Genomic DNA, 22,461 nt, shown 5'->3' with positions numbered 1-22,461 from the left:
AGACGGTCGGGGTGTAAACACGGCAGGCGTAGGGGGAAAGTGGCTGTTCTTATCCGGGGAGGTCTGTCTGGGTGTCGGTTTGCTGAGTTGTCGCTGCGCCGACGGGTCCGCTCGCAAGGGTGGGTCTGACCAGGCAGAAGTCAGCAGAGGCCATAGTACTGACCGGCAGGTCAGGAAGGGCTGAACGTCGAGTGGAGCAGAAGGAGGGGGCTTGCTCGGTTGGGTCGTAATGATCGCTGTAAGCCGGTCTGAGAGCCGGTCCACCGTGGGGCGGAGAGGGTGCATTCCCTCAGAGCTGCTTCATGCTGGTGCGTAGGCGGCCACGGCGCAGTTCCCAAGAGCTGGATCCATGGGTCCGGGCCTTGATGGCCGGGCCGGTCGTCGTCTGAGACGGCTTGACGAACCGCCAGGTGCGGGCCCGCATGCCTGGTGGTGTGGGAGGCGGGTCGGGTGACCCGACCCGCCTACCCGATGTACGCCCGGCATGGGCAGTTGCTTGAGGGTGAAAGTCCCTTGCGGGAGGAGATGGTGCCAACCGCGAGCCGGAGGCAACGGCGTCATCGCGAGGTGGGGTCGGAAGGAAGCCCGAGGCGAAACCCTGCACTGAGGAACACGAACCGTGTATGAGGCAGTCCGACCGGGGTGAGCCAGCCACGGATGGCGAAGCCCGTCACCGTCAAGACGGTCGGGGTGTAAACACGGCAGGCGTAGGGGGAAAGTGGCTGTTCTTATCCGGGGAGGTCTGTCTGGGTGTCGGTTTGCTGAGTTGTCGCTGCGCCGACGGGTCCGCTCGCAAGGGTGGGTCTGACCAGGCAGAAGTCAGCAGAGGCCATAGTACTGACCGGCAGGTCAGGAAGGGCTGAACGTCGAGTGGAGCAGAAGGAGGGGGCTTGCTCGGTTGGGTCGTAATGATCGCTGTAAGCCGGTCTGAGAGCCGGTCCACCGTGGGGCGGAGAGGGTGCATTCCCTCAGAGCTGCTTCATGCTGGTGCGTAGGCGGCCACGGCGCAGTTCCCAAGAGCTGGATCCATGGGTCCGGGCCTTGATGGCCGGGCCGGTCGTCGTCTGAGACGGCTTGACGAACCGCCAGGTGCGGGCCCGCATGCCTGGTGGTGTGGGAGGCGGGTCGGGTGACCCGACCCGCCTACCCGATTCAGCCCTTCGCGGCCGCACGGAAAGTGGGCGCCAGGGCGGCCTCCTCCATGGCGCTGTGGTTGGCGCCCACCAGCGGTCTGCGAGCCCGGGGTCGGCCGATCAGCGGGGGCCGAGGCCGGTCATCAGGAAGTGGACGATGGCCTTCAGGCTCTCGTCGACGTCCTCGACGGTGTTGTTGGCACTGAAGGACGCGAAGCCGTGCAGGGTCGAGGCCACGGTGAAGGCGATGGCCCCGGGATCGCCCTCGACGATCTCCCCGGCGCGCTGGCCCTCGGCGATGGCGTTCAGGACGATGGCGAGCAGGTCGCCGACGGCGGCGGCGAGCTGCTCGGAGATGTCGCTGTCGTGCTTGCGCGCGTACATCAGGTCCAGCAGGGCGGCGTTGGGCAGCGCGAAGCCCATGTAGGCGCGGGCCAGGGCCAGGAGGTAGCCCTCGGTGTTCGTTCCGTCCGTCCCGGCGGGATCCAGCTTCCGGGTGTCTCCGGCCTGTTCCAGAGCGGCCTGGAGGCGTTGGAACCCGCTGAGCGCCAGGGCGTCGAGCAGGGCCTGTTTGTCCTTGAAGTGGCGGCCGGGGGCCGCATGGCTGACGCCCGCCTCCCGGGCGAGTTCGCGCAGGGAGAGCGCCGCGGGGCCGCGCTCGGCGAGTGTGCGCTCAGCACTGGTCAGCAGGGCGGAGCGCAGGTCTCCGTGATGGTAGGGACGTTCAGCCATACCCCCAGCATAGTCAGATGTTTGCAATGCCATCATTGTTGTCATTGACAACTTCCGAGATGGGCGCCTACGTTGGCGGTATGAGTGAAACCAACGTGAGCCTGCCCGACCTGACCGGAAGCACCGCCGTCATCACCGGTGCCAACAGCGGCCTGGGGCTGGAGACCGCCAAGGTCCTGGCCCGGCGCGGCGCTCGCGTGGTGCTGGCTGTCCGCGACACCGCCAAGGGGGAGGAGGCCGCCTGCGAGGTCGCGGGTGAGACCGAGGTCCGCCGCCTGGACCTGGCCGACCTGGCCTCGGTCCGTGAGTTCGCGGACGAGTGGAAGGGCGACCTCGCGCTCCTGGTCAACAACGCCGGTCTCATGGCCGTCCCGGAGGGCCGCACCAAGGACGGTTTCGAGACCCAGTTCGGCGTCAACCACCTGGGCCACTTCGCCCTCACCAACCTCCTCCTGCCACACGTCACCGGGCGGGTCGTCACCATCTCCTCGGGGATGCACCGAACGGTCAACCGCATCGACTTCGACAACCCGAACCTTGAGGGGCGCTACACCCCCTACCGGGCCTACGGGCAGTCCAAGCTGGCCAACCTGCTGTTCACCCTGGAGCTCCAGCGCAGACTGGACGGGGCCGGCTCGTCGGTACTGGCCACCGCCGCGCATCCGGGCTACGCGGCCACCAACCTCCAGGGCCGCACCGGCAAGCCCCTGGAGGACCGGTTCATGGGGATCCTCAACCGGATCGTCGCGCAGAGCGCCGCCGCCGGTGCCCTGCCCACCGTCTACGCCGCCACCCAGGACGTTCCCGGTGCCGCCTTCGCCGGGCCCACCGGGTTGTTCATGAACGGCGCCCCCGGCCCGTCCAGTCGGAGCGCGGCCGCCCAGGACCCCGAGGCGGCGCGGCGGCTGTGGGAGCTGTCCGAGGAACTGACCGAAACCTCGTTCCCGCTGTAGCGCTCAGGCGCCCGCCGCAGAGCGAACGGCCCCGGAGACGGTCAAGGTGTCTCCGGGGCCGATGCGTCAGCGGCTCTTCGGCCACACGGTCAGGGTCACGGAACGAGGGTGAGCTCGTCCGTACTGGCCTCTCGGACCGCCTCCTCCGTCACCGCCCAGGGCAGGGTCTCGCCCTGCGCCCACGGCTCCAGCTGGTCGTCGTAGTTGGGGTGGAAGGCGTGCCCGGAGTTGCCGGTCAGGTGGATCCAGGTGGAGGAGTCCCGGTCAGCCAGGTCCACCACCATGCGCATGGACGGCACCGCGGTGATCCCGTAGCCCTTGGCCGCGTTCCAGCCGGTCGCGTTCACGATGCTGGAACCGCCCGAGCTCTCTACCGGGCCGCGGTTGAACAGCCACTCCACCGGGCCGATCCCCGAGGTGCCGAAGGACTCGTGGGTCGCGGTGAGGGTGTGCAGGTCGCCCCAGCGCCAGTCGGCGGGGGTCTCGCCGAGCAGCTCGGTGAGCTCTTCCACGGCGGCGTCCATGGCGGCGGCGAGCACCTCCTCGCGGCCGCTGGCCTCGTCCCCGTCCCACCAGGCGTTGTCGGGGTCCTCCAGCAGCTGGGTCACCACGTACATGCCGCGCGAGTTGCTGTTCATGTCGAGTCCGCCGAGCTCGTCGAAGAGCAGCGGCAGCAGCTGGCGCCACGTGGCGTTGTAGAACGCGGCCCCGGCGGAGTCGGGTTCGTTGAAGTGGTCCCAGTCCTCCAGCAGGGCCTGGGCCTCGGCGGTGGTCCCGTCCACGTCCGCGTCCAGCAGGTACGGGGTGATCGCGACGGCGGCCCCGTGGTGGGAGTCCATCAGGATCCGCTCCATGTCGGCCACGCCCACCGGCCCGTCGGCGATCGCCTCGTCGAGCAGGTCGTTGATGCGCTGGCTGCGGTAGCCGTAGTCCCAGTCGGTGGTCAGGAAGTGCTCGTAGTCCTCGTCCACCACCGACTGGTTGGCGGTGACGATCACCCCGGACTCGGGGTTGTACACGCTGGGGAGCTCCTCGAAGGGCAGGAACTCCTCCTCCCAGTCGTAGTCCGAGACCCAGCCGGGGGCGGGCCAGCGGCCGTCGCCCTCGCCGCGGACCGGGACCAGACCGGGCGCCTGGTAGCCGATGTTGCCCTCGTTGTCCGCGTAGACGAGGTTCTGCGAGGGCACGTCGAACTTGCTCGCCGCATCGCGGAAGCCGTCCCAGTCGCGGGCCTGGTTCATGTCGAAGATGGCGTCGGCGGCGGTGCCGGGCTGGAGCGCGGTCCAGCGCAGGGACACCTGGTAGGGGGTGTCCTCGCCCTCGCCCGGGTTCTGGCCGATCTCACGCAGGTTGGACCCGGCGGCGGTGTTCGACAGGATCGGGCCGCGGTGGGTGGAGCGGATGGTGAGGTCTCGGTCGGTGCCGCCGGAGACCGCGATGGTCTCCTCGATGATCTCCAGCGGCCGCTTCTCGCCGTCCACCACGTACTCGTCGCCCTCGACCTGCTCCAGGTACAGGTCCATGACATCGGGGTTGAGGTTGGTGAAGCCCCAGGCGATGGACTCGTTCTGGCCGATGATCACCCCGGGCAGGCCGGAGAAGCTGAAGCCGCTCACGTCGAACGGGCAGGCCTCGGTGAGCTCCGTGCAGTGCAGGCCCATCTGGTACCAGGTGGAGGGCATGGAGGCGCCCAGGTGGGGGTCGTTGGTCAGCAGCGGCGAGCCGGTCTCGGTGTGCTCTCCGGAGACCACCCAGGAGTTGGAGCCCAGGTCGGGGCTGGTGGACGGGCCCAGGAGGTCGGGGATGGCCGCGTGGATCTCGGAGAGCCCGTCCAGCGCGGCGAGGGCGTCCTCCGGAAGCTCGGGGGCGCGGCCCAGGTCGGCTTCGACCTCGGCCCCGTTGTGCTCGTCGGTGTCGGTGATGGGCGCGTGCAGCTCGGTCGGGTAGGCCGGGAAGAGCTCCTCGATCATGTCCTGGTCGAGTCCCTTGGCGAGCAGCTGGGCGCGCTCGGTCTCCGCCTGGAGGTTGCCGCCCAGGTCCCAGGCCATGGCCTTGAGCCAGGCGAGGCTGTCCGTGGGCGTCCAGGGCTCCACGGTGTAGTCGTCCGCGGTGATCTCGAGCAGCCCGTACTCGAGGCTGGCCGAGAGCCCCTGGTTGTCGTCGATCCAGGCGTTCACCCCGGCCGCGTAGGCGTCCAGGTAGCGCTGGGTGTCCTCCTCGAGGAGGTCGTACTCCTGCTCGGCGACCCGGCGCCAGCCCATGGTGCGCAGGTAGATGTCGGTCTCCACCTGCCCCTCACCGAAGAGCTCGGCGGTGCGCCCGGCCGTGACGTGGCGGCGGAAGTCCATCTCCCAGAAGCGGTCCTGGGCGTGCGTGAACCCCTGGGCGACGAACAGGTCCTCGGCGTTGTCCGAGTACACGTGCGCCACCCCCTGCTCGTCCCGCAGCACCGTCACCGGCCCGCTGAGCTCGGAGAGGGTCAGCTCCCCGGAGGTCGTCGGAAACGACTGCCGTACCGCCCAAACACCCAGAAGAGATGCGATCAGCGCAAGAGACGCAATGGTGGCCACAAGGCCCAGAAGAACACGAAGCAGGACACGCTTCCGCAATACACCCATGACGGAACTTTAGGGTGTCTTGGCTCACGTGCTCCAGGTCTCAGCGTTTCCTGTCCCTAATTGTTACCAACTGGTAGGTCTGGTTTCGTCAAGCGCAGGAGCAGGGGGACACACAGGAAGACGACGGCGGCCATGGTGACGAAGTAGGCCGCCGCGGACAGGTCCAGGAGGGCCCCGCCCATGACGGGTCCGATGAAGAAGCCCAGGTAGCGCAGCTCGGACAGGCCGAAGTAGGCGCCCTTGCGGTCGTCCGTGGCCAGGGAGTGCACCGCGATGTCCGGCAGCGGGAGCAGGATCGCCTCGCCCAGGGTCCAGAACACGATGGCCACGTACAGCAGCACCACGTCGGTCGTGCCCAGCCAGACGCAGACGAAGGCGACCGAGAAGGACACGCAGCCCAGGAGCACCAGAGGGCCGCGGGCGAGGCGTTCGGACAGCCAGATCACCGAGGGCTGCACCAACAGGGCCAGGGCGGCGTTCACCACCAGCAGCGATGCGAACAGGTACTCCGTACTGTCCCCGTAGGTGCCCTTCATGTACAGCGGGATGGACGTGTCCATCTGCGCCATCACCAGGAAGACCACGGTGCCCGCGCCGATCGCGGCCATCAGCAGGGGGTCGCGCAGGGCGCTGGTCCACGGGACCGAGGCGGTGGTGGTCGAGACGGTCTCCAGCCGGGACAGCTCACCGCCGCGGACCAGGACCACCGCCAGGTACAGGGCGAAGAAACCCGCCGGGGCGAGGAAGAACGCCTCCGGGCTCGCGTGGTACAGCACACCGCCCACGGCCGGGCCGACGACCGCCCCCATGCACAGGGTGATGTAGCGGATCCGGAAGATACGCCCGTCGCCGGTGTCGGCCAGGGACAGCAGCTTCTTCATGCTCGGCTCGACCATCGTGCGCGCCAGTCCCAGGGACAGGAAGAGCACCACGATGGCGGCGGGCGCGGCGACGAAGGCCAGCGCACCGTAGACCACCACGTTCAGCAGCAGACCCAGGCGCATCAGCCGGACCGCGCCGAAACGGTCGGCGACCATCCCGCTCAGCAGCCCGCCGAAGGCCGCGATCATCGGGATACCGCCCACGACCGCGCCGATCCCTGCGGCGGACAGCTCCGTGCGGTCCGCCAGGTAGAGCGCCGCGAACGGCAGAGCCGCGAAGAACGCCATGGAGTTGAGCAGCGAGCCCAGGACGAGGGTGCGCTCGTCGCGGCTGAACCGCCACAGGGAACGGCGTTGGACGGGGGTCTCGGTCACGGCGTCCTCACGAAGGGGGCCAGCAGAGCGCCGCCACCCTAACCTCCGCCTCCGACAAACCCGGGAGTTGCTCAGGGAACGGTGAATCCGGTGAGCTCACCCGCCCCGGGCCAGTTCTCCCCGCCACCCACCAGGATGAACCAGTAGATCCTGCTACCAGGAGCGAAATCGCCGAAATTGCTTCTGGTAGCAAGATTCACGAGGAAGGGAGGGTGTCAGAAGCGGGCACCCGCCTCAGTGGTCTCGGTGTACAGCTTGGCGACCAGGTCGGCGGCGGGGAGCTCCCCGGCCTGCCGGAAACCCGTGCCCGCCCACAGGGCCATGCCCTCGGGGTCGGCGGCCCTGGCAGCCGCGGCCCGCAGCGGCTTGGTCATGTGGTGGACCTCGGGGTAGGCCGCAGGGGCGCCACCGTGCTCACGCATGAACCGGTTGCTCAACCCACGGGCTGGACGCCCGGTGAACGCCCAGGTCAGTGCGGTTTTGCCAAAGGTGGGGTCGGCCAGCGCGGCCTTGTGCGCTGCCTGGGCGCCGCTCTCCGGGCAGCGTAGGAAGGCCGTGCCCAACTGGACGGCGGCGGCTCCGGCGGCCCGGGCAGTGGCGATGTCAGTGCCGGTCATCAGACCCCCGGCCGCGATCACCGGCACCTCCACCGCACGCACGACCTCGGGCAGCAGCTCCAGCAGCGTCCGATCGTCACCGTGCGCCGGATCGAAGGTGGCACGGTGCCCACCGGCCTCCGCCCCCTGGACGCACACACCGTCCGCACCCCGGGCCACCGCGGTCAGTGCCTCCCCGACGGTGGTGACGGTGACGACCGTCGCCTTCCCCGCAATGCGCAGCCGCTCCAGAACGGCAGCGGACGGGCAGCCGAACGTGAAGCTCACGACCGGCACGGAAGCGGACACCAGCAGGTCGAGCTTGGCCTCCCACGCGTCGTCGTCGTAGGTGGCCGGGCCGACCTCCACCCCGCGGCGGCGGGCGTCCTCGGCCAGTTCGGCCCGGTAGTACTCGATCAGGGGCGCGTGCGCCGGGGAACCGGAGGGCACGAACACGTTCACGCCGAACACCTCGGTGCCCAGTTCCCGGACCGCGTCGATCTGCTCGGCCAGCGCCTGGACGGACAGGTATCCGGCGGCGAGCCAACCCAGCCCGCCCGCCCCGGACACGGCGTGCACCAGGGCGGGGGTGGATGTGCCCCCGGCCATCGGGGCCTGCAGGATCGGACGCGCCCTGAGGAGTTCGGGCAGGTGCATGGTGTCTCGCCTTCTCACTCGCGAACTGGGCCGCAGGCTAACAGGCGGTGCGCTCAGTCCCGGGCGGCGGCCCGGTTCTGCCGAACCGCCCAGGTGAAGTCCGCGGACTCCGGGAAGATCCGGGCCAGGAACAGCGCGACCAGCGCGCACACGAAGGCGAACACCGCCAGTACGGACACGGCGGCGGGGATACCCCACAGGTCCCACATCCAGCCGAACGAACTGGTGGTGAGCGCACTACCGAGCAGGGTCACCACCGTCACCGCCGAGAACATGGTGTTCCGGTTGGCGTCGGTGAACATCAACTGCGCCCACACCCCGGACAGCACGCCGACCAACCCGATCAGGAACTCCGCCACCACCAGCCCCGCCACCAGCGGGACCACGTCGTACGCGGCCAGGACCAGCGGCAGCCCGATCCCCATCGAGGCCACCGAACCCCACACGTGCGGGCGGTCCCTGTTCACCCAGCGCGCGCAGACCGCCCCGGCGGTCAGGGACACCGTCATCAGCAGCATCACCAACCCGTTCAGCCGCACGTCCTCGCCGCCGTATTCGGCCAGCAGCATCGGCTGCCAGGACACCACGAGCAGCATGGTGGCGGACATCAGGGACAGCGCCAGCACTACCAGGGGAGCGAACCGCCGGGTGGCCACCAGCACCACCGACTCCAGCACGATTGCCCCGATCCGCCGGTCCGGCTGAGCCGGGGTCGGCGGAAAGCACACCGGGGCCAGCACCGCCAGCAGCAGCACCAGCACACCGCCCGCGGCGATCATCGTGTCCGCGGTCACCCACGTCCCCGCCACCATCACCGAGGCCGCGCCCAGCACCGAACCCACCCGGGTGGAGACCGCTCCGACCCGGACGATCCGCGTGATGCGGTTGTTCCGGTCGTGCTCGCCGACCCGGTTGATCAGGATCGCGTTGAGGGTGCCGGACTTGAGCGACATCCCGATGTTGCCCAGGCACACGCCCACCACGGTGAGCACGAGCCCGTCGGCCAACCCGAGGGCCACGAAACCCGTACCCCACACCAGCAGGCCGAGCGTCAGCAGGCGCCGGTGGCCGTACCGGTCGCCCAGGGCGCCGCTGGGCGCCTCCATGACCAGGCCGATCAGGTGACCCCCGGCGAGGATCAGGCCCACCGCCCAGGGGTCGGCGCCACGCGCCAGGATCACGGTGACGAAGACCGCGCCGAACGCGAAGTCGGCCGCGGTACTGATCAGCGTGTAGGCGCTGAGTCGGGACAGCAGCGAGAACCGGCCGCTTTCAGTGCCGGGCGGCGCAGCCGGGGGAGCGCCGGGAGGCGCTGCCGGAGGTGCGGGGGCGGGTTGCGCGGGCCCGCTCGAGGGTTCCTCGGCGGAGGGTGTGGTGGGCATGGGCGGTCCGCTTCCGTAGGGGCCCGCGACCGGGCCCGATGGGATTTCGCCGACGCTAACAGTGCCCGGTCCGGTTACTCCACGTGTTTTTCCGTCGGACTCCCCGTCACGGTCCCAGCCGTTCGCCTTCCGTTCGACCGCCGGGCCGCACCGCGCTCGCGGCACGGCCCGCGTCACCCCTTCCGAAGGTCCGGGCTGGTCAGCGTGTCATGATCAGCCGCCCCAGCCCGGCCGGGGCCTGTCCGGGGCGCAGGGTGAAGGAGGCCCACACCCCGAGCCCCAGGGACGTCTCGCCCGGCCCTGTCGGGTAGTGGCCCCAGGTGGTGGCGAGCGCGTCAACGAGTACCAACCCGCGTTGGCCTTCGGCGTCGTCCCGTTCCCGGTCGGTGCGGTCGGTGGGGATGCGCGGCAGGCCGGTCCCCGCGCCCCCGTCGATGATCGCCAGCCACAGAGCGGCCGGGGTCGGCATCGCCAGTGCACGGTGGAACCCGGCGCCGGGGGCGTACTTGACGGCGTTGGCGGCCAGCTCGGCCGCGCACAGCCGCACGGTGGCCACCAGGTCGGCGTCGAACCCGCTCAGGTCGGTGTCCAGGTCGCGGCGGACCTCGCGCACCTGGGCGGGGTCCGCGGGATAGCTGCGGTGGTCCCACCAGGTCGCGGCGTCGGACGGTGGTGCGAGAACGGTTCCGGTCATGGTCATGTGCGTCCCTTCGTTCAGCCGACGACGGCGAGGTAGGTGCGGATCACTGCCGCGAGGTCGTCCATGTCGTCCGGGGCGTTCGGGGCCTTCCGTGCGCTCGCGCCGCCCGCACGGCCTGGCGTGCCCGGCGCGGTTCGGTGCGGGGTCCGCGGTGGGGCGGCCAGTAGGTCGCCCTCGGGCATCCGGGGACGGGGGACCAGTGGGCGAGGCTCGGGCGGTGGGGGCATGTAGGGGCGGGCCAGCGGGCCCGCGTCCTCGTCCTCGTCCGGTACGGCCTCGCGGTAGCCGTTCGCCCAGCGTGTGGACGTGTCCCGGGCGGAGGTCGCCCATGCCCGCCGGTCAGGGAAGTAGCCGGGTTCGGGCGCGATGCGCGTCGGTTCGGCTTCGGGTTCGGTGGGAGGCGCAGGTGGGGCCGGTGCGGCGGACAGGCGGGGGCGGTCGGGCGCGGGGGGAAGTGTGGCACCTTCCCGCCTGGGCGTGTGGGGGACGAACACGAACGTCAGGGCCGCCGCCAGCAGTGCGGCGGCGATGGCCCAGGCCTGTCCGGCCAGGGTTCGACGTGGCCTGCGGTGTCGCCCGCTAGGCTGATGCATGATGGCCTCCTGGTTGGTGCAGGTGGTTGTCACGCCCCGGCCCGGTGCTCGTAACACCGGCTGGGGCATCTTCGTGTGTGCTGCTCGGGCGGGTGTCAGTGGCCCATCGAGGGCTGCGCTTCCCGCCGCGTTGGCGCCGGGGTCGTTCAGGCGTCGTGGAGACCGCACTGGGGGTCGATGAACGCCCACACCGTCAGCCGACCGTTGGGGTGGTTGGTCCACCACCACTTCTTGGCGAGTGCGGTGACCAGGTTCAGGCCGTACCCCTCGGCGCTCAGCTCCTCGGAGCGGTCGGGCACATGGGGGTAGGTGGTCGGCTGATCCGCGCGGGGCCCGTCGTCGGTCACCCTCATCAGGACGAAGTCTCCCGGCATGACCCCAACGGCGATCCTGACCCGCCCGAACCGGTTACCGGAGGCCGAGTGCCGGACAGCGTTGGTGACCAGCTCGCTGGCGACGAGTACGACCGGCGCGGCCAAGTCCTCATCGAACCCGGTGGCCTTCCGGCACCACTCGCGGACACGTGCGACCTGCTCCGGCCTCCCGTCGAAGTAGCCCGTGGCCTCCCCGCGCCAACGGTCCCTCTCCCTCACCGGAACCCCGCCCGCCACCCGCCGGTTCTCGTCCTGACCGCACCTCGGCCGTGGGATCTCGTATCCGGTCATTCGGAACCTCCAAGCCACAGAAGTGAACTGACTTGAGCGAAGAGCGAGTCGTCCTCTACTCAGAGCGGCCTCGAGCACTCAGGACGACATCGATGAGGGCTCAATGAGATCAAGGTTAAATGAGGCCGCCTCACTTAGCAATGTGCTCGTCTTAGATATGACTCAAAGTCGCATAAGTTCCTTTCGAGTCTGGAACACTGATGATCGAGCGGTAGCAGTCACAACATGAGGAGGAGCCCCGTGGCAACCGGGATGCCTGTCCGACGTCGCTATCTGGTGATTCAACTCAGGCGGCTGCGCAGTGCGGCCAACATGACGCAGGACGAGGTGTGGAAGGACCTGGGGTGGAGCCGAGCCAAGATCCAACGGCTCGAGGCTGGGGAGTTCCAACGGGTCAAAGCGGGCGACATCATGGCCCTGTGTCAGCTCTACGACGCTCCTGCCGACGTCGCACAAGAGCTCATCCAGATCGCCCGAGACTCGCGCACCCACAAACCCTGGTGGCTCCAGTACCAGGACGTTCTACCCGGTGCCTTCCTCGGTCTGGAAGCAGAGGCCACGATGATCCAGGAGTTCAATATCGGGCTCGTCCCCGGGCTACTCCAGACCGAGGCCTACGTCTCAGCTCTCTTGGAGGCCTCCGTCGGCAGTACGCGCGACCAGGCCGCGCAGCGCTTGAAGATTCGGCTCGAACGCCAGGAGACCATCCTGCAGCGGCGCGAAGCGCCGCTCATCTTCGTCGTGATCGACGAGGCCGCTGTTCGTCGCCAGATCGGCGGCCCTGAGGTCATGCACGAGCAGATACGTCATCTGTGCGAGATCGGCCAGCGTCCGAACGTTGATGTCCAGGTGCTGCCGTTCGATGCCGGAGCACACGCCGCCGCTGGTCTGCCGTTCACCATTTTGAGCTTCGGCTCCGACAACAGCGCGGATAGTGTGGTCTTCCTTGAATCCCGAGCTGACGGCTTCTACCTGGAGTCCGCTGAGGAGATCGACCGGCATAGGCTGGTTTTCAGCCGCACACAAGGAAGCGCGTTGTCCGTCAAGGACTCTGCCGCCTTCCTCGAAGGCCTGATTTCATGAAGCGCAGACCGGAAACGAGACCCTCTTATGGACATCCACGCTCCACGGTGGCGTAAGTCCAGCTACAGCAACCCCGACGGTCCGCAGTGCGTCGAGGTCGCGGACCTGACCGGTGAAACGGCTGTGCGTGACACCCAGAACCGTGTACTCGGCTACCTCGCCTACCCCACCGCCGAGTGGACCGGACTCCTCAGCATCCTCAAGGCGTGTCCCTAGCCGCTCATCCGGGTACCTCGGAGATCAAGCCGAGGTACCCGCAGAGGAGTCCCCATGAGCTGGACGAAGTCCAGTTACAGCAGTACTGGAGCGACCTGCGTCCAGGTGCGGGTTGCGCGCCTGGGCGTGATTGAGGTCGGTGACACCAAGAACCCCGACGGGCCCACTCTCACCGTTACCAGCGCTGACTGGTCACACTTCCTCGCCCAGGTGACACACGGCACCACCGACTCCGGCCGACTGATATCCGAGTTCCTCCCCGACGGCGGCTTCACTCTCACCGACACCGCCACCCCGGGTTCGCCTGTGCTCGCCTACACGAAGGCGGAATGGGGCGCCTTCAAGCTCGGTGTCGATGCCGGAGAACTCCGTAGCGACGACCTACGCGGTGTCCTTGTCGGCTGAACCCAGTGCCGGAGCCAGTTCCCTCCGGCCAGGCGACGGTGGTGAAGCTCTGAACTTCCTTCGAGTCCCGACCCTCATCTCGGCCTTGGTCTGAAGGCGAAGGTCGAGACGGCGGAAGACCTGGGGCATAGGTTCCCCGCGTGACTGGAAGCGCGATGTGCACCAATCTCCGACGGGTGAGCTTAACCCGGTCGAGTCTCGGCCCCCTGGCGCTGAGCTGGGTGACCGCACGACAATCCGTTGGCGCTATACGGGGGTGTCTATTTCCATCCCTTGAAGGAACCCTCGATCTGGTACACAAGTCCGATATTGACGGAATCCAGAAGGTCACGCAGATCCGGATGTGGTTCTTGAGGGAGGAGAACGGCGAGAGTGGGGTCAGTGGGGGTGACGTGCCTGCGATAGTCCATGAGTTGGCCAATGGCCATGCGTACGGATTCGCGCGAACTTGTTCCCTTAGCCTCATACAAAACGTGGGAGTCGGCATCGTACAGATCTGTCAGCAGGCTTGAGGAAAGTCCACTGACTCTGATCTGAAACCTTTTCACCTCGCGTTCGTGTTCTTCAAGTAGCCCCCGAAATTCGTCGCATAGCGAAGCTTCACGTCGGTCGACACCAGTGCGAGGCTGTGCTGACCTGGAGATTGGCCCCCCATGGTTGGATTCTGGTTCTACCAAGGCGCTGGTTGTGAGGTCGGCTGGAACTGGCAGAGCCTCTGTTTTCGGTAGGGGAATGATGGAGTCTCGCTCTGTCGCTTCGAGGGCCTCGATGGGTCGGAGGCGAAAGACGATGACACGCCGAAATTCACCTTTGCTGTTGGGGGCCTGGCGTACGATGTATGGAAGCGTGGCGTCGAGTTCGAACCGCCCTATATACCTTTGACGTTTTGTTCCTGTTCCAGGGACCTTTCCATCAGCCTTAAAGAGTCGCAAATCGCGTCCGTCGTCGATGTGCATGAGGATGGCCCGGTTCCTTTGTCCATGCCGCCCCTTAAATACCTGATCACCGTCTCCGTCTCCGGTGTACTCGAAGATAGGGCCAGTGTCGTCATCGGTGGGAGCCCAGCCGTCGTAGTAGCCCCATTGCTCGCCGGAGGCAGGGTCTGTGTAGAGCAGGATGTTGGGGGTGCTTGAGGATGGGTGGATCCCCATGCCTTGGCCACCGCCAAAGACAGCCTTCATTTCCATGCGGGTCGTGAAGTCGCCAGGTCTGATGTTTTTGTCAGGCATGTGGACAATGTACAACTTTAAGGTGTGTTATTCACCCCTTCGGGGAAGCTTGGTTAGGGGGCTGCAGGCCGGGGTTCAGGTTGCGGCTGTATATTTGTCGAGTTCAAAGCTGCTTTCGGCTGTGGGTGAGTGTTTCCGGAAAACAGCCCTCGGATGCTCCACAGCACCCTTCATCACGCCAAAGGAGCCGGTAGTGACTCTGACCCTGGCTCTGAAATCGAACTACTCGTCCCACGCCTGCATGAGCTTGGTCCTTAGAAAATTCGTTGCGTCGTAGCTCTGACCAGTGCTTTTGCTGCGGTGAAGGCGTACCTCAGTGCCCTATCCGGGCTCAACACCGGGGCTCGTGCGACGGAGTGTGGAAGAGCGGGACCAGGACCGTGTCCACGATCTCCACCACCAGACCGTCCGGGATGGGCTCGTGGTGGAACAGGAAGTGGTTGCGCAGCAGCGCCTGACCGACGTCCAGGCGGGCCCCCACAGCTGCCTCCGCAGGGATCTCCCCGCGCGCGACGGCTCTTCGGGTGACCTCCGCCATCATCTGTCGGCCCATCCCCTGGGAGCGGGAACGGATCTCGGCGGCGTGCTCCGGGTAGGGCAGCGCCTCCCCGAGCAGGCCGCGCAGGGCCTCCCCGGCGGGCCCGGAGAGGGTGCGGGCGGCCTGGCGCAGCAGGATCAGCAGGTCACCGCGTAGCTCACCGGTGTCGGGGATGTCCGACGGGTGGGGCAGCAGGTGGTACACCGCATCCATCACCAGGGTGGAGCGGGAGGTCCAGCGCCGGTACAGGGAGGCCTTGCTCGCCTTGGCCCGCTCGGCGACCCCCTCCATGGTCAGCGCCGCGTACCCGTGCTCCGCCAGTTCCTCGATGGTGGCTTCGAGGATGGCGTTGACCAGGGCATCCCCTCTGCGGCGGGGGCGTTTGCGATGGTCGGTGATCTCGGCGGACATGTTCGCATCCTACGAAGCTCTGGTGATCCGGCCGCTGCCGCCGTCCACGGTCACGACATCCCCGTCGGTGAGCACGGACGTTCCGGTGCCGGTGCCCATCACCGCCGGAATGCCGTACTCGCGGGCCACGATCGCGGCGTGCGAGGCGATGGCCCCGGAATCGACCACCACCGCGGCGGCCCGTTGGAACAGCGGGGTCCACGCCGGGTTGGTGTACGGACAGACCAGGACGTCACCCTTCTGGAGCCGGTGGAAGTCCTCGGCTTCCCGGATGATCCGGGCCGGGCCGCTCACCCTGCCGGAGCTGGCGGGGGAGCCCGTGACCAGGGCGTCGCCGTTCTCCCCGCGCGGGAAGGCCCGGGCCGGGTCGATCATCGGTACCCCGGCCAGCTCGGCGCGTTTGGCCGCCCGCTCCCGGACCAGGGTACGCAGCCGCTGGGCCTGGACGTCGGGGATCGCAGCGGCGTCCGTGACCTCCAGTACCTCCTCCAACCGCAGGTGGAAGAGGTCGAAGTCCTCCTCCAGCACCCCCGCGCGCCGGAGTCGTGCGCCCATCTCCAACAGGGAGCGGCGCAGGGCGGGAAGCATCGCGGTGAAGTAGAAGTGGGTGTCCTCACGGAAGGCCACCGCGTCCTGGGCGGCCCGCAGCCACCGTTCCACCCGGGCCCGGGTACGGCGCCCGTGCAGCAGCGGGTGTTCGAGCAGCTGCTCCAGCGCCCGCGCGGACCGGGACGCGGTGCCCGCCGGCGCCTCTCCGACCGGTTCCCCGCTGCCCGGCCCTTCGGCCTGGTCGAGCAGGGAACGAACCAGGCCCAGCACGACCTCGGGGGACTCGGCCAGCGTCGGCGGGCTGACCAGCAGCGGGGACGTGGTCTCCCGCCGCCCGTACTCGCGCAGGAAGGAGTCCAGCTCGGCATGGAACCCCTCGAACCCCGTACCGGCCTCCTCCCGCAGCGCGGCCAGGATCCCGGCTGGTTCCCGCTCGGTGAACAGCCGGTACAGCTCGGGCATGGCGCGGACCCGCTCGGCCAGCGTCCGCAGCGCCTCGTTGGAGTCGTCGGTCCGGGTGCGGGCCCCGCCCAGGAGATCGGCGAGCAGGTTCCGGCGGCCCAGGAGGCCGGTGGTCACCACCATCCGGGCCAATGCCAGCCCGGTCCCTGGCAGGTAGTCGATCCGCAGGTCCCGGCAGGGGGCCATCAGCGCCAGTGCCCGCTCGGGCACCTCGACCAGCTCGTCCCAGGGGAGGGCGGGCAGGTCCAGCGCGTCCAGGGCGTCGGCCTCGGCGAGGAAAGCCGCATGCCTCGGGTCCGCCGCCCAGTCGGCCGGCCGGAACCGGCGGGCCTTGCGGGCCAGCTTCCAGGGTGTGAGCACCGCGCGCGGCGCAGGACGAGGGGAGGGCGGGACGAGCTGGACCACCACGCCGTCCTCCTCCCGGAGATAGTCCTGGAAGGCCCCCACCAGACCGTAGTACGCGGTGATCTCCCGCATCATCTCGGCGGGGCCGCGCCCCAGCCAGGAGCTCACGTCCATGGGGTAGGGGCGGACCGGGAGGTACTCGGTGAGGACCGACGCCTGGAGCCGCTGGCGCCGGTTGAGCGGGGTGGAGGGCGGCGGCAGCGCGGTCATCGGGCGGGCCTGAACGATCCGGAACCGCTGGTCGGAGAGGGCCCACTCGATGTCCTGCGGCCGCCCGAAGTGCTCGGCGACGGTCCGCGCGTGGGCGGCCAGGACGGACAGTTGTCCTTCGGAGAGCAGGGCCTTGCGCGAGCCCGCACCGCCCGCGGGCCGGTCCTCGTGGCGGACCCCGCCGCCCTCGACCGAACGGATCACCGCCTCACCGCGCCCGGGCGTCCACTCCAGGACCCGGCCGCGCTCGTCCAACAGGTAGTGGTCGGGGGTGACCAGCCCGGACACCACCGCCTCACCCAGCCCGGCGCCGGCGTCCACGACGATCCGGTCGCGAGCCCCGCTCACCGGGTCGGCGGTGAACATCACCCCGGCCACCTCGGAGTCGACCATCGCCTGGACGACGACGGCGATGCGCACCTCCGTCTGGTCCACCGACCGCTCCCGCCGGTAGGCGACCGCCCGGTCGGTCCACAGCGAGGCCCAGCACCGACGGACCGCGTCCACCACCGCCTCGGCACCGACCACGTTGAGGTAGGTGTCCTGCTGCCCGGCGAAGGCGGCGCCGGGCAGGTCCTCCGCGGTGGCGCTGGAGCGCACCGCCACGGGGACGTCCTCGCCCAGCCGCCCGTACGCGGCGACGATGTCCGCGCGCAGCTGTTCGGGGACGGCGGCGCCCACCACCGCCGCACGCAGGTCCGCGGGCCCCGGCCCGGTCCCCTCCTGCTCCGATCCCTCCTGTACCGCGCCCCGACCCGTTGGGACCTGGTCCGTTGGGCTCCGATCCACCGCGGCGATCAGCTCCGCCAGACCCACGGACTCGGCGACGGCTGTGTAGGCCCCGGTGGTCACCACGAAGCCCTCGGGTACCGGCAGCCCGGCGCGCAGTAGCTCGCCCAGGTTGGCGGCCTTGCCGCCGACGGTGGTCAGGTCGTCGGCGCCGAAGGCGTTCAGCGGGGCGACGAGCGGGGTGCGGATGGCAGCGGTGGAGTTCATGGGATCTCCCGGTCGAGTTCGGTCTGAGCCTGGGTGCGCAGTGGGAGCGCTGGCAGAGCCAGCGCCAAGAGGAAGGCCACCCCCAGGAGAGGGGCCACGGTCAGGGCCGCCGCTGGTACGGCCGTGCCGAAGGCGGCCGCCACCAGTTCCCGGGTGGGCGCTGGTAGCGCGGCGATGGTCTCCGGGGTGAGGTCGCCGGGTTCGGCGACCCCGGCCGGGGAGTGCTCGGCGAAGGACCGGGTGATCAGCGCACCCATCAGGGCGACGCCCACGCTGGCACCTACCTGTCTCAGGAACAGGACGGAGGAGGTGACCGCGCCGAGGTCGGCGGGGGCGGTGGCGTTCTGCGCGGCGAGCATCACCACCTGCATCACCATGCCGACACCGAGGCCGATCAGGAACAGCACCGCCACCAGGCCCGGCACACCACCGGACGCCCCGAGCAGACCGAACAGAAGTACGCCCAGGGCCAGCAGCGCGGTGCCGGTGACCGGGGACCACCAGTACCGGCCGCTGCGGGTGATCAACCGCCCCGAGACGGTCATGGTGGTCAGGGCGCCCGCCATCAGCGCGGTGACCAGGAACCCCGCCTGGGTGGCGGTGGTGCCCAGCGCCACCTGGGCGAAGGTCGGTACGTAGGCGAGGGTGCCGAAGAGCGCGAACCCCACGGTGAAGCTGAGCAGGACCGGTACGACGAACCCCCGCCGACGCAGCAGCCGGGCGGGCAGCACGGGGTCACGCGCCAGGCGGGCCGAGACCAGCCACAGCAGGAGTGCGGCGAGGGTGCCCCCGGCCAGTACCGGGACCGCCCACCCCGGCCGTCCCCCGTCCCCGGCGAGCAGGTCGGCCAGGAGTACGGTGCCGACCACGGTCGCGGCGAGCGCGGCGGCTCCGAACAGGTCGACCGGCTGCCGGGTGGTCGGCCGGGGCAGGCGGAGGGTGAGGACGAGGACGACGAAGGCGACCGCGCCCAGCGGGAGGTGGATGGCGAAGATCCACCGCCAGGAGAACAGGTCGACCAGCACCCCGCCCAGCAGCGGGCCGCCCACCGCGGGCAGCACGGCGACCGAACCGATGAGCCCCAGGTAGCGGCCGCGCTCCCGTGGGCTGATGATCTCGGCGAGGGTGGCCTGCCCGCCGATCATCAGCCCGCCGCCGCCCACCCCCTGGACCACCCGGGCGGCCACGAACATCGGGAAGGAGGCGGCCAGGGTGCACAGCAGCGCGCCGAGGACGAAGAGGGACAGGGCGATCAGGAGCAGCGGCTTGCGGCCGAAGCGGTCGCCGAGCCTGCCGTAGACCGGCAGCACCGCGGTGGCGGCCACCAGGTAGGCGGTGATGACGGCGGGGATCTGGTCCAGCCCGCCCAGGTCCCCGGCGATCACCGGCAGCGCCGGGATCACGGAGGTCTGGTCCAGCGGGGCCAGCAGCATCACCAGTAGCAACCCCGGCATGGTGAGGGCCACGGACTTTCGGCGCTCCGCCGCTCTCACGTCGTCGCCCTCTCCGGTCACCGGTCGCCACCTCCCTTCGATAGAGAACTCCGAGTTTCCTAAAATGCTAGGTGGGCCTCTTAGAAAACGCAACGTTTCTTAGGGGGAAACTTCGAACGACCGTCCCGCCACACCGCCCGACCCGCGCCCCCGGATACGCTCGGCGCGATACCTGACCTTGGGAGGAACCACATGACAGCGACCGCGGTCGTCACCGGAGCCAGCAGCGGGATCGGTGCCGCCACCGCGCGCGGGCTCGCCGCCGAGGGCTACGACGTGGTCCTGGTCGCCCGCCGCGCCGACCGGATCGAGGCGCTGGCCGAGGAGATCGCCAAGAGCGGCCACTCGGCCCGGGCCCAGGTCCTCGACGTCACAGACCGCGCCGCGGTCGACGCCTTCGCCGAGTCCCTGGACGCCTGTGACGTGCTGGTGAACAACGCGGGCGGCGCGATCGGAACCGAGACCGTCGCCACCGGCGACCCCGCCGACTGGCGGCGGATGTACGAGGTCAACGTCCTGGGCGTGCTCAACATGACCCAGGCGCTGCTGCCCAAGCTCATCGCCAGCGGCGACGGCACCGTCCTGGTCGTCTCCTCGGTGGCCGGGCACGTGGTCTACGAGGGCGGCGGCGGTTACGTGGCCGCCAAGCACGGCGCCCACACGCTCGCCGCGACCCTGCGCCTGGAGCTGTGCGGGGAACCGATCCGGGTGCTGGAGGTGGCCCCCGGCATGGTCAAGACCGAGGAGTTCGCCCTCAACCGCCTGCGCGGGGACGCCGACCGCGCCGAGGCCGTCTACGACGGGGTGCCCGACCCGCTGAGCGCCGAGGACGTCGCCGACACCATCGTGTGGGCGGTCACCCGGCCCCCGCACGTCAACATCGACCTGCTCGTGGTCCGCCCGCGCGCCCAGGCCGCGCAGCACAAGATCCACCGGGTCAAGGAGTAGCCGCGGGGTCGGGGACAGCGCTGCGGAAGGCTTCCCCGCGGGCTTCGGCGCGTGATAGGTGTGATCTGGCTTACGCGGTCGAAAGGGCGGCTCAGCGCGGCCTTTTCGACCGTGCCGCCCCCTGTCGCGCACGGCTAGGAGCCTGGACTTGAGTGTGAACGCCTCCCTCCCCAGCTACGCCTCCGGTACCTCGACGGCCCCGCTGCTCGGCGACACCATCGGAGCCAACCTGGCCCGGACGATCGCCGCGCACCCGGACCGGGACGCGCTGGTCGACCGGGGTTCCGGGCGCAGGCTCACCTACCGGGACTTCGGCGCCGAGGTGGACCGGGTGGCGCTGGGCCTGCTCGGCCTCGGTGTGGCCAAGGGCGACCGGGTCGGGATCTGGGCGCCGAACCGGGCGGAGTGGGTGTTCGTCCAGTACGCGACCGCGCGCATCGGCGCCGTGATGGTCAACATCAACCCCGCCTACCGCACGCACGAGCTGGAGTACGTGCTCAACCAGGCGGGCATCTCGGTCCTGGTCGCCGCGCCCTCGTTCAAGACCTCCGACTACGCGGGGATGATCGAGGAGGTGCGGGGGAAGTGCCCCGAGCTGCGCGAGTTGCTCCTCTTCGGCGGTTCCGCCTGGGAGTCGCTGCTCGCGGCTGGTGACCAGGGGGACCCGGCCCGGCTGGCCGGGGTCGAGGCGACCCTCTCTCCGGACGACCCGATCAACATCCAGTACACGTCCGGCACGACCGGCTTCCCCAAGGGCGCGACCCTCTCCCACCACAACATCCTCAACAACGGCTACTCCGTCGGTGAGCTGCTGGGATACACCGAAATCGACCGGATCGCGATCCCGGTGCCCTTCTACCACTGTTTCGGCATGGTGATGGGGAACCTGGCCGCCACCAGCCACGGCGCGTGCATGGTCATCCCCGGCCCGGGCTTCGACCCGGCCACCGCGCTCGACGCCGTCCAGGCCGAGGGCTGTACGTCGCTGTACGGGGTGCCCGCCATGTTCATCGCCGAGCTCGCGCTCCCGGACTTCGACTCCTACGACCTGTCCACGCTGCGCACCGGGATCATGGCCGGATCGCCGTGTCCAGTGGAGGTGATGCGCGAGGTCATCGACCGGATGGGGATGGCGGAGGTCTCCATCTGTTACGGGATGACCGAGACCTCCCCGGTGAGTACCCAGACCAGACGCGACGACTCCGTGGAGCGCAGGGTGTCCACCGTCGGCCGGGTCGGCCCGCACCTGGAGGTGAAGATCGTCGACCCCGAATCCGGGGTCACCGTCCCGCGCGGCACCCCCGGTGAACTGTGCACCCGGGGCTACTCGGTGATGCTCGGCTACTGGAACCAGCCGGACAGGTCGGCCGAGGCGATCGACGCGGGCCGCTGGATGCACACCGGGGACCTCGCCGTCATGGACGAGGACGGGTACGTGGGCATCACCGGCCGGATCAAGGACATGGTGATCCGCGGCGGCGAGAACATCTACCCGCGCGAGATCGAGGAGCTGCTGCACACCCACCCCGACCTGCTGGACGCGCAGGTCGTCGGGGTCCCGGACGAACGTTACGGCGAGGAGCTCATGGCGTGGGTCCGGATGCGCGAGGGCACCGAGCCCCTCACCGCCGAGGCGCTGCGGGCCTTCTGCCGGGGACGGATCGCGCACTACAAGATTCCGCGCTACGTGCACGTGGTGGACGAGTTCCCGATGACGGTCACCGGCAAGGTCCGCAAGGTGCAGATGCGCGAGGAGGCGGTGCGCCTGCTGGGCTGATCGGGGCCGTTCGGCTGCGCCGGGTCGACCGGCTGAGCTGAGCGGCGCGCGGCGGGCGGCCCGGCATCGCCGCCCGCCTGCTCGGGGGCAGACTCCGGCCCGGACCTCGGCTACCTCGGATCGAGTTCCTTGCCGAGCATCTCCACGAGGCCGTCCAGAGCCCCCTCCGAACCCTCCTCGTCGCAGGTCAGCGTGACGGTCTCGCCGTGGGCGGCGCCCATCGACATCACCGCCAGCACGCTGCTGGCGTCCACCGGCTTGTGGTCGGCGCGGGAGACCTTCACGGGCAGGCCGGTCTCGTTGACGGCCTGGACGAACAGGGCGGCGGGCCGGGCGTGCAGGCCGAGGAGGGAGCCGATGACTACGGTGCGCTCGGGCATGTCAGTCCTTGGAGGGTGTCGGGCGGGGCCGGGCGGTCCGACCCCGGGCGTGGCGGGTGCTGGCTGTGGCTGTG

At 69.4% G+C, this 22,461-nt stretch carries 19 protein-coding genes; 6 read left to right on the top strand and 13 right to left on the bottom strand.

The genetic code is table 11. From position 1 onward, the window contains the following. Window positions 1-1,253: 1,253 nt before the first annotated feature. Window positions 1,254-1,865 carry a TetR/AcrR family transcriptional regulator gene (locus NE857_RS30955; protein ID WP_254418803.1) on the bottom strand — a complete coding sequence of 204 codons (612 nt, stop codon included), beginning with the start codon at window positions 1,863-1,865 and terminating at the stop codon, window positions 1,254-1,256. 80 nt (window positions 1,866-1,945) lie between these two features. Between NE857_RS30955 and NE857_RS30950 the strand changes: the two genes are divergently transcribed. Next, window positions 1,946-2,818, top strand: coding sequence for an oxidoreductase (locus NE857_RS30950; RefSeq protein ID WP_254418802.1), 873 nt, complete (start codon window positions 1,946-1,948; stop codon window positions 2,816-2,818). A 95-nt stretch (window positions 2,819-2,913) separates the two neighbouring features. Here the strand turns inward: NE857_RS30950 and NE857_RS30945 are convergent, their stop codons facing one another. From NE857_RS30945 to NE857_RS30915, 7 genes are all read right to left on the bottom strand, one after another. Then, window positions 2,914-5,436 (bottom strand): penicillin acylase family protein, encoded by a 2,523-nt coding sequence (locus NE857_RS30945; RefSeq protein ID WP_254418801.1) that lies wholly within the window; start codon window positions 5,434-5,436, stop codon window positions 2,914-2,916. Between the two features lie 56 nt (window positions 5,437-5,492). Further along, window positions 5,493-6,692 carry an MFS transporter gene (locus NE857_RS30940; RefSeq protein WP_254418800.1) on the bottom strand — a complete coding sequence of 400 codons (1,200 nt, stop codon included), beginning with the start codon at window positions 6,690-6,692 and terminating at the stop codon, window positions 5,493-5,495. Window positions 6,693-6,907: 215 nt separating this feature from the next. Then, entirely contained in the window at window positions 6,908-7,945 is a 1,038-nt protein-coding gene (locus NE857_RS30935; RefSeq protein WP_254422157.1) for a nitronate monooxygenase, read from the bottom strand. A gap of 53 nt (window positions 7,946-7,998) precedes the next feature. Continuing rightward, window positions 7,999-9,327 (bottom strand): MFS transporter, encoded by a 1,329-nt coding sequence (locus tag NE857_RS30930; protein ID WP_254418799.1) that lies wholly within the window; start codon window positions 9,325-9,327, stop codon window positions 7,999-8,001. A 199-nt stretch (window positions 9,328-9,526) separates the two neighbouring features. Then, a complete protein-coding gene (locus NE857_RS30925) occupies window positions 9,527-10,027 on the bottom strand; it encodes an ATP-binding protein (protein ID WP_254418798.1) in 501 nt (166 codons plus the stop codon). A 14-nt stretch (window positions 10,028-10,041) separates the two neighbouring features. Next, window positions 10,042-10,620: a hypothetical protein gene (locus NE857_RS30920; RefSeq protein WP_254418797.1), complete on the bottom strand. Its 579-nt coding sequence runs from the start codon at window positions 10,618-10,620 to the stop codon at window positions 10,042-10,044. Between the two features lie 146 nt (window positions 10,621-10,766). Next, window positions 10,767-11,285 carry an ATP-binding protein gene (locus NE857_RS30915; RefSeq protein WP_254418796.1) on the bottom strand — a complete coding sequence of 173 codons (519 nt, stop codon included), beginning with the start codon at window positions 11,283-11,285 and terminating at the stop codon, window positions 10,767-10,769. 240 nt (window positions 11,286-11,525) lie between these two features. On the opposite strand from NE857_RS30915, the gene NE857_RS30910 reads away from it, so the two are divergent. From NE857_RS30910 to NE857_RS30900, 3 genes are read left to right on the top strand one after another with little or no spacing between them, the layout of a single operon-like run. Further along, a complete protein-coding gene (locus tag NE857_RS30910) occupies window positions 11,526-12,368 on the top strand; it encodes a helix-turn-helix domain-containing protein (RefSeq protein WP_254418795.1) in 843 nt (280 codons plus the stop codon). 27 nt (window positions 12,369-12,395) lie between these two features. After that, entirely contained in the window at window positions 12,396-12,584 is a 189-nt protein-coding gene (locus NE857_RS30905) for a DUF397 domain-containing protein (protein ID WP_254418794.1), read from the top strand. Window positions 12,585-12,638: 54 nt separating this feature from the next. Next, window positions 12,639-12,989 (top strand): DUF397 domain-containing protein, encoded by a 351-nt coding sequence (locus NE857_RS30900; RefSeq protein WP_254418793.1) that lies wholly within the window; start codon window positions 12,639-12,641, stop codon window positions 12,987-12,989. A gap of 260 nt (window positions 12,990-13,249) precedes the next feature. Here NE857_RS30900 and NE857_RS30895 read toward each other — a convergent pair whose 3' ends face one another. The 4 genes from NE857_RS30895 to NE857_RS30880 all read right to left on the bottom strand — a co-directional run bounded on the left by NE857_RS30895 (window position 13,250) and on the right by NE857_RS30880 (window position 19,303). Further along, window positions 13,250-14,218, bottom strand: coding sequence for an SRA domain-containing endonuclease (locus NE857_RS30895; protein WP_254418792.1), 969 nt, complete (start codon window positions 14,216-14,218; stop codon window positions 13,250-13,252). Window positions 14,219-14,549: 331 nt separating this feature from the next. Then, window positions 14,550-15,167, bottom strand: coding sequence for a TetR/AcrR family transcriptional regulator (locus NE857_RS30890; protein WP_254418791.1), 618 nt, complete (start codon window positions 15,165-15,167; stop codon window positions 14,550-14,552). A 9-nt stretch (window positions 15,168-15,176) separates the two neighbouring features. After that, window positions 15,177-17,789: a PEP/pyruvate-binding domain-containing protein gene (locus tag NE857_RS30885; protein ID WP_254418790.1), complete on the bottom strand. Its 2,613-nt coding sequence runs from the start codon at window positions 17,787-17,789 to the stop codon at window positions 15,177-15,179. Beyond that, complete coding sequence (locus tag NE857_RS30880) at window positions 17,786-19,303, bottom strand: MFS transporter (protein WP_254418789.1); 1,518 nt, start codon at window positions 19,301-19,303, stop codon at window positions 17,786-17,788. Before NE857_RS30880 ends, NE857_RS30885 begins: the two co-directional genes overlap by 4 nt. A 171-nt stretch (window positions 19,304-19,474) precedes the next feature. Between NE857_RS30880 and NE857_RS30875 the strand changes: the two genes are divergently transcribed. Then, on the top strand, window positions 19,475-20,230 hold the full coding sequence (locus NE857_RS30875; protein WP_254418788.1) for an SDR family oxidoreductase: 756 nt from the start codon (window positions 19,475-19,477) through the stop codon (window positions 20,228-20,230). A 154-nt stretch (window positions 20,231-20,384) separates the two neighbouring features. Continuing rightward, the gene (locus NE857_RS30870) at window positions 20,385-22,007 is read left to right on the top strand and encodes an AMP-binding protein (protein WP_425572225.1); all 1,623 of its coding nucleotides are present in this window, start codon (window positions 20,385-20,387) and stop codon (window positions 22,005-22,007) included. A gap of 110 nt (window positions 22,008-22,117) precedes the next feature. Here NE857_RS30870 and NE857_RS30865 read toward each other — a convergent pair whose 3' ends face one another. Further along, window positions 22,118-22,387, bottom strand: coding sequence for an HPr family phosphocarrier protein (locus NE857_RS30865; protein WP_254418786.1), 270 nt, complete (start codon window positions 22,385-22,387; stop codon window positions 22,118-22,120). Between the last annotated feature and the right edge of the window lie 74 nt (window positions 22,388-22,461).

The sequence above is a fragment of the Nocardiopsis exhalans genome, assembly GCF_024134545.1.
Lineage (GTDB): Bacteria > Actinomycetota > Actinomycetes > Streptosporangiales > Streptosporangiaceae > Nocardiopsis > Nocardiopsis exhalans.
This window is presented reverse-complemented; position numbering and strand designations above follow the sequence as displayed.

Bases quoted from the DNA above. Each gene is read 5' to 3' on its own strand.
- NE857_RS30865 (WP_254418786.1), bottom strand. From the start codon at position 22,387: ATGCCCGAGCGCACCGTAGTCATCGGCTCCCTCCTCGGCCTGCACGCC.
- NE857_RS30905 (WP_254418794.1), top strand. From the start codon at position 12,396: ATGGACATCCACGCTCCACGGTGGCGTAAGTCCAGCTACAGCAACCCC.
- NE857_RS30920 (WP_254418797.1), bottom strand. From the start codon at position 10,620: ATGCATCAGCCTAGCGGGCGACACCGCAGGCCACGTCGAACCCTGGCC.
- NE857_RS30875 (WP_254418788.1), top strand. From the start codon at position 19,475: ATGACAGCGACCGCGGTCGTCACCGGAGCCAGCAGCGGGATCGGTGCC.
- NE857_RS30945 (WP_254418801.1), bottom strand. From the start codon at position 5,436: ATGGGTGTATTGCGGAAGCGTGTCCTGCTTCGTGTTCTTCTGGGCCTT.
- NE857_RS30935 (WP_254422157.1), bottom strand. From the start codon at position 7,945: ATGCACCTGCCCGAACTCCTCAGGGCGCGTCCGATCCTGCAGGCCCCG.
- NE857_RS30900 (WP_254418793.1), top strand. From the start codon at position 12,639: ATGAGCTGGACGAAGTCCAGTTACAGCAGTACTGGAGCGACCTGCGTC.
- NE857_RS30895 (WP_254418792.1), bottom strand. From the start codon at position 14,218: ATGCCTGACAAAAACATCAGACCTGGCGACTTCACGACCCGCATGGAA.
- NE857_RS30955 (WP_254418803.1), bottom strand. From the start codon at position 1,865: ATGGCTGAACGTCCCTACCATCACGGAGACCTGCGCTCCGCCCTGCTG.
- NE857_RS30950 (WP_254418802.1), top strand. From the start codon at position 1,946: ATGAGTGAAACCAACGTGAGCCTGCCCGACCTGACCGGAAGCACCGCC.
- NE857_RS30890 (WP_254418791.1), bottom strand. From the start codon at position 15,167: ATGTCCGCCGAGATCACCGACCATCGCAAACGCCCCCGCCGCAGAGGG.
- NE857_RS30925 (WP_254418798.1), bottom strand. From the start codon at position 10,027: ATGACCATGACCGGAACCGTTCTCGCACCACCGTCCGACGCCGCGACC.
- NE857_RS30930 (WP_254418799.1), bottom strand. From the start codon at position 9,327: ATGCCCACCACACCCTCCGCCGAGGAACCCTCGAGCGGGCCCGCGCAA.
- NE857_RS30915 (WP_254418796.1), bottom strand. From the start codon at position 11,285: ATGACCGGATACGAGATCCCACGGCCGAGGTGCGGTCAGGACGAGAAC.
- NE857_RS30885 (WP_254418790.1), bottom strand. From the start codon at position 17,789: ATGAACTCCACCGCTGCCATCCGCACCCCGCTCGTCGCCCCGCTGAAC.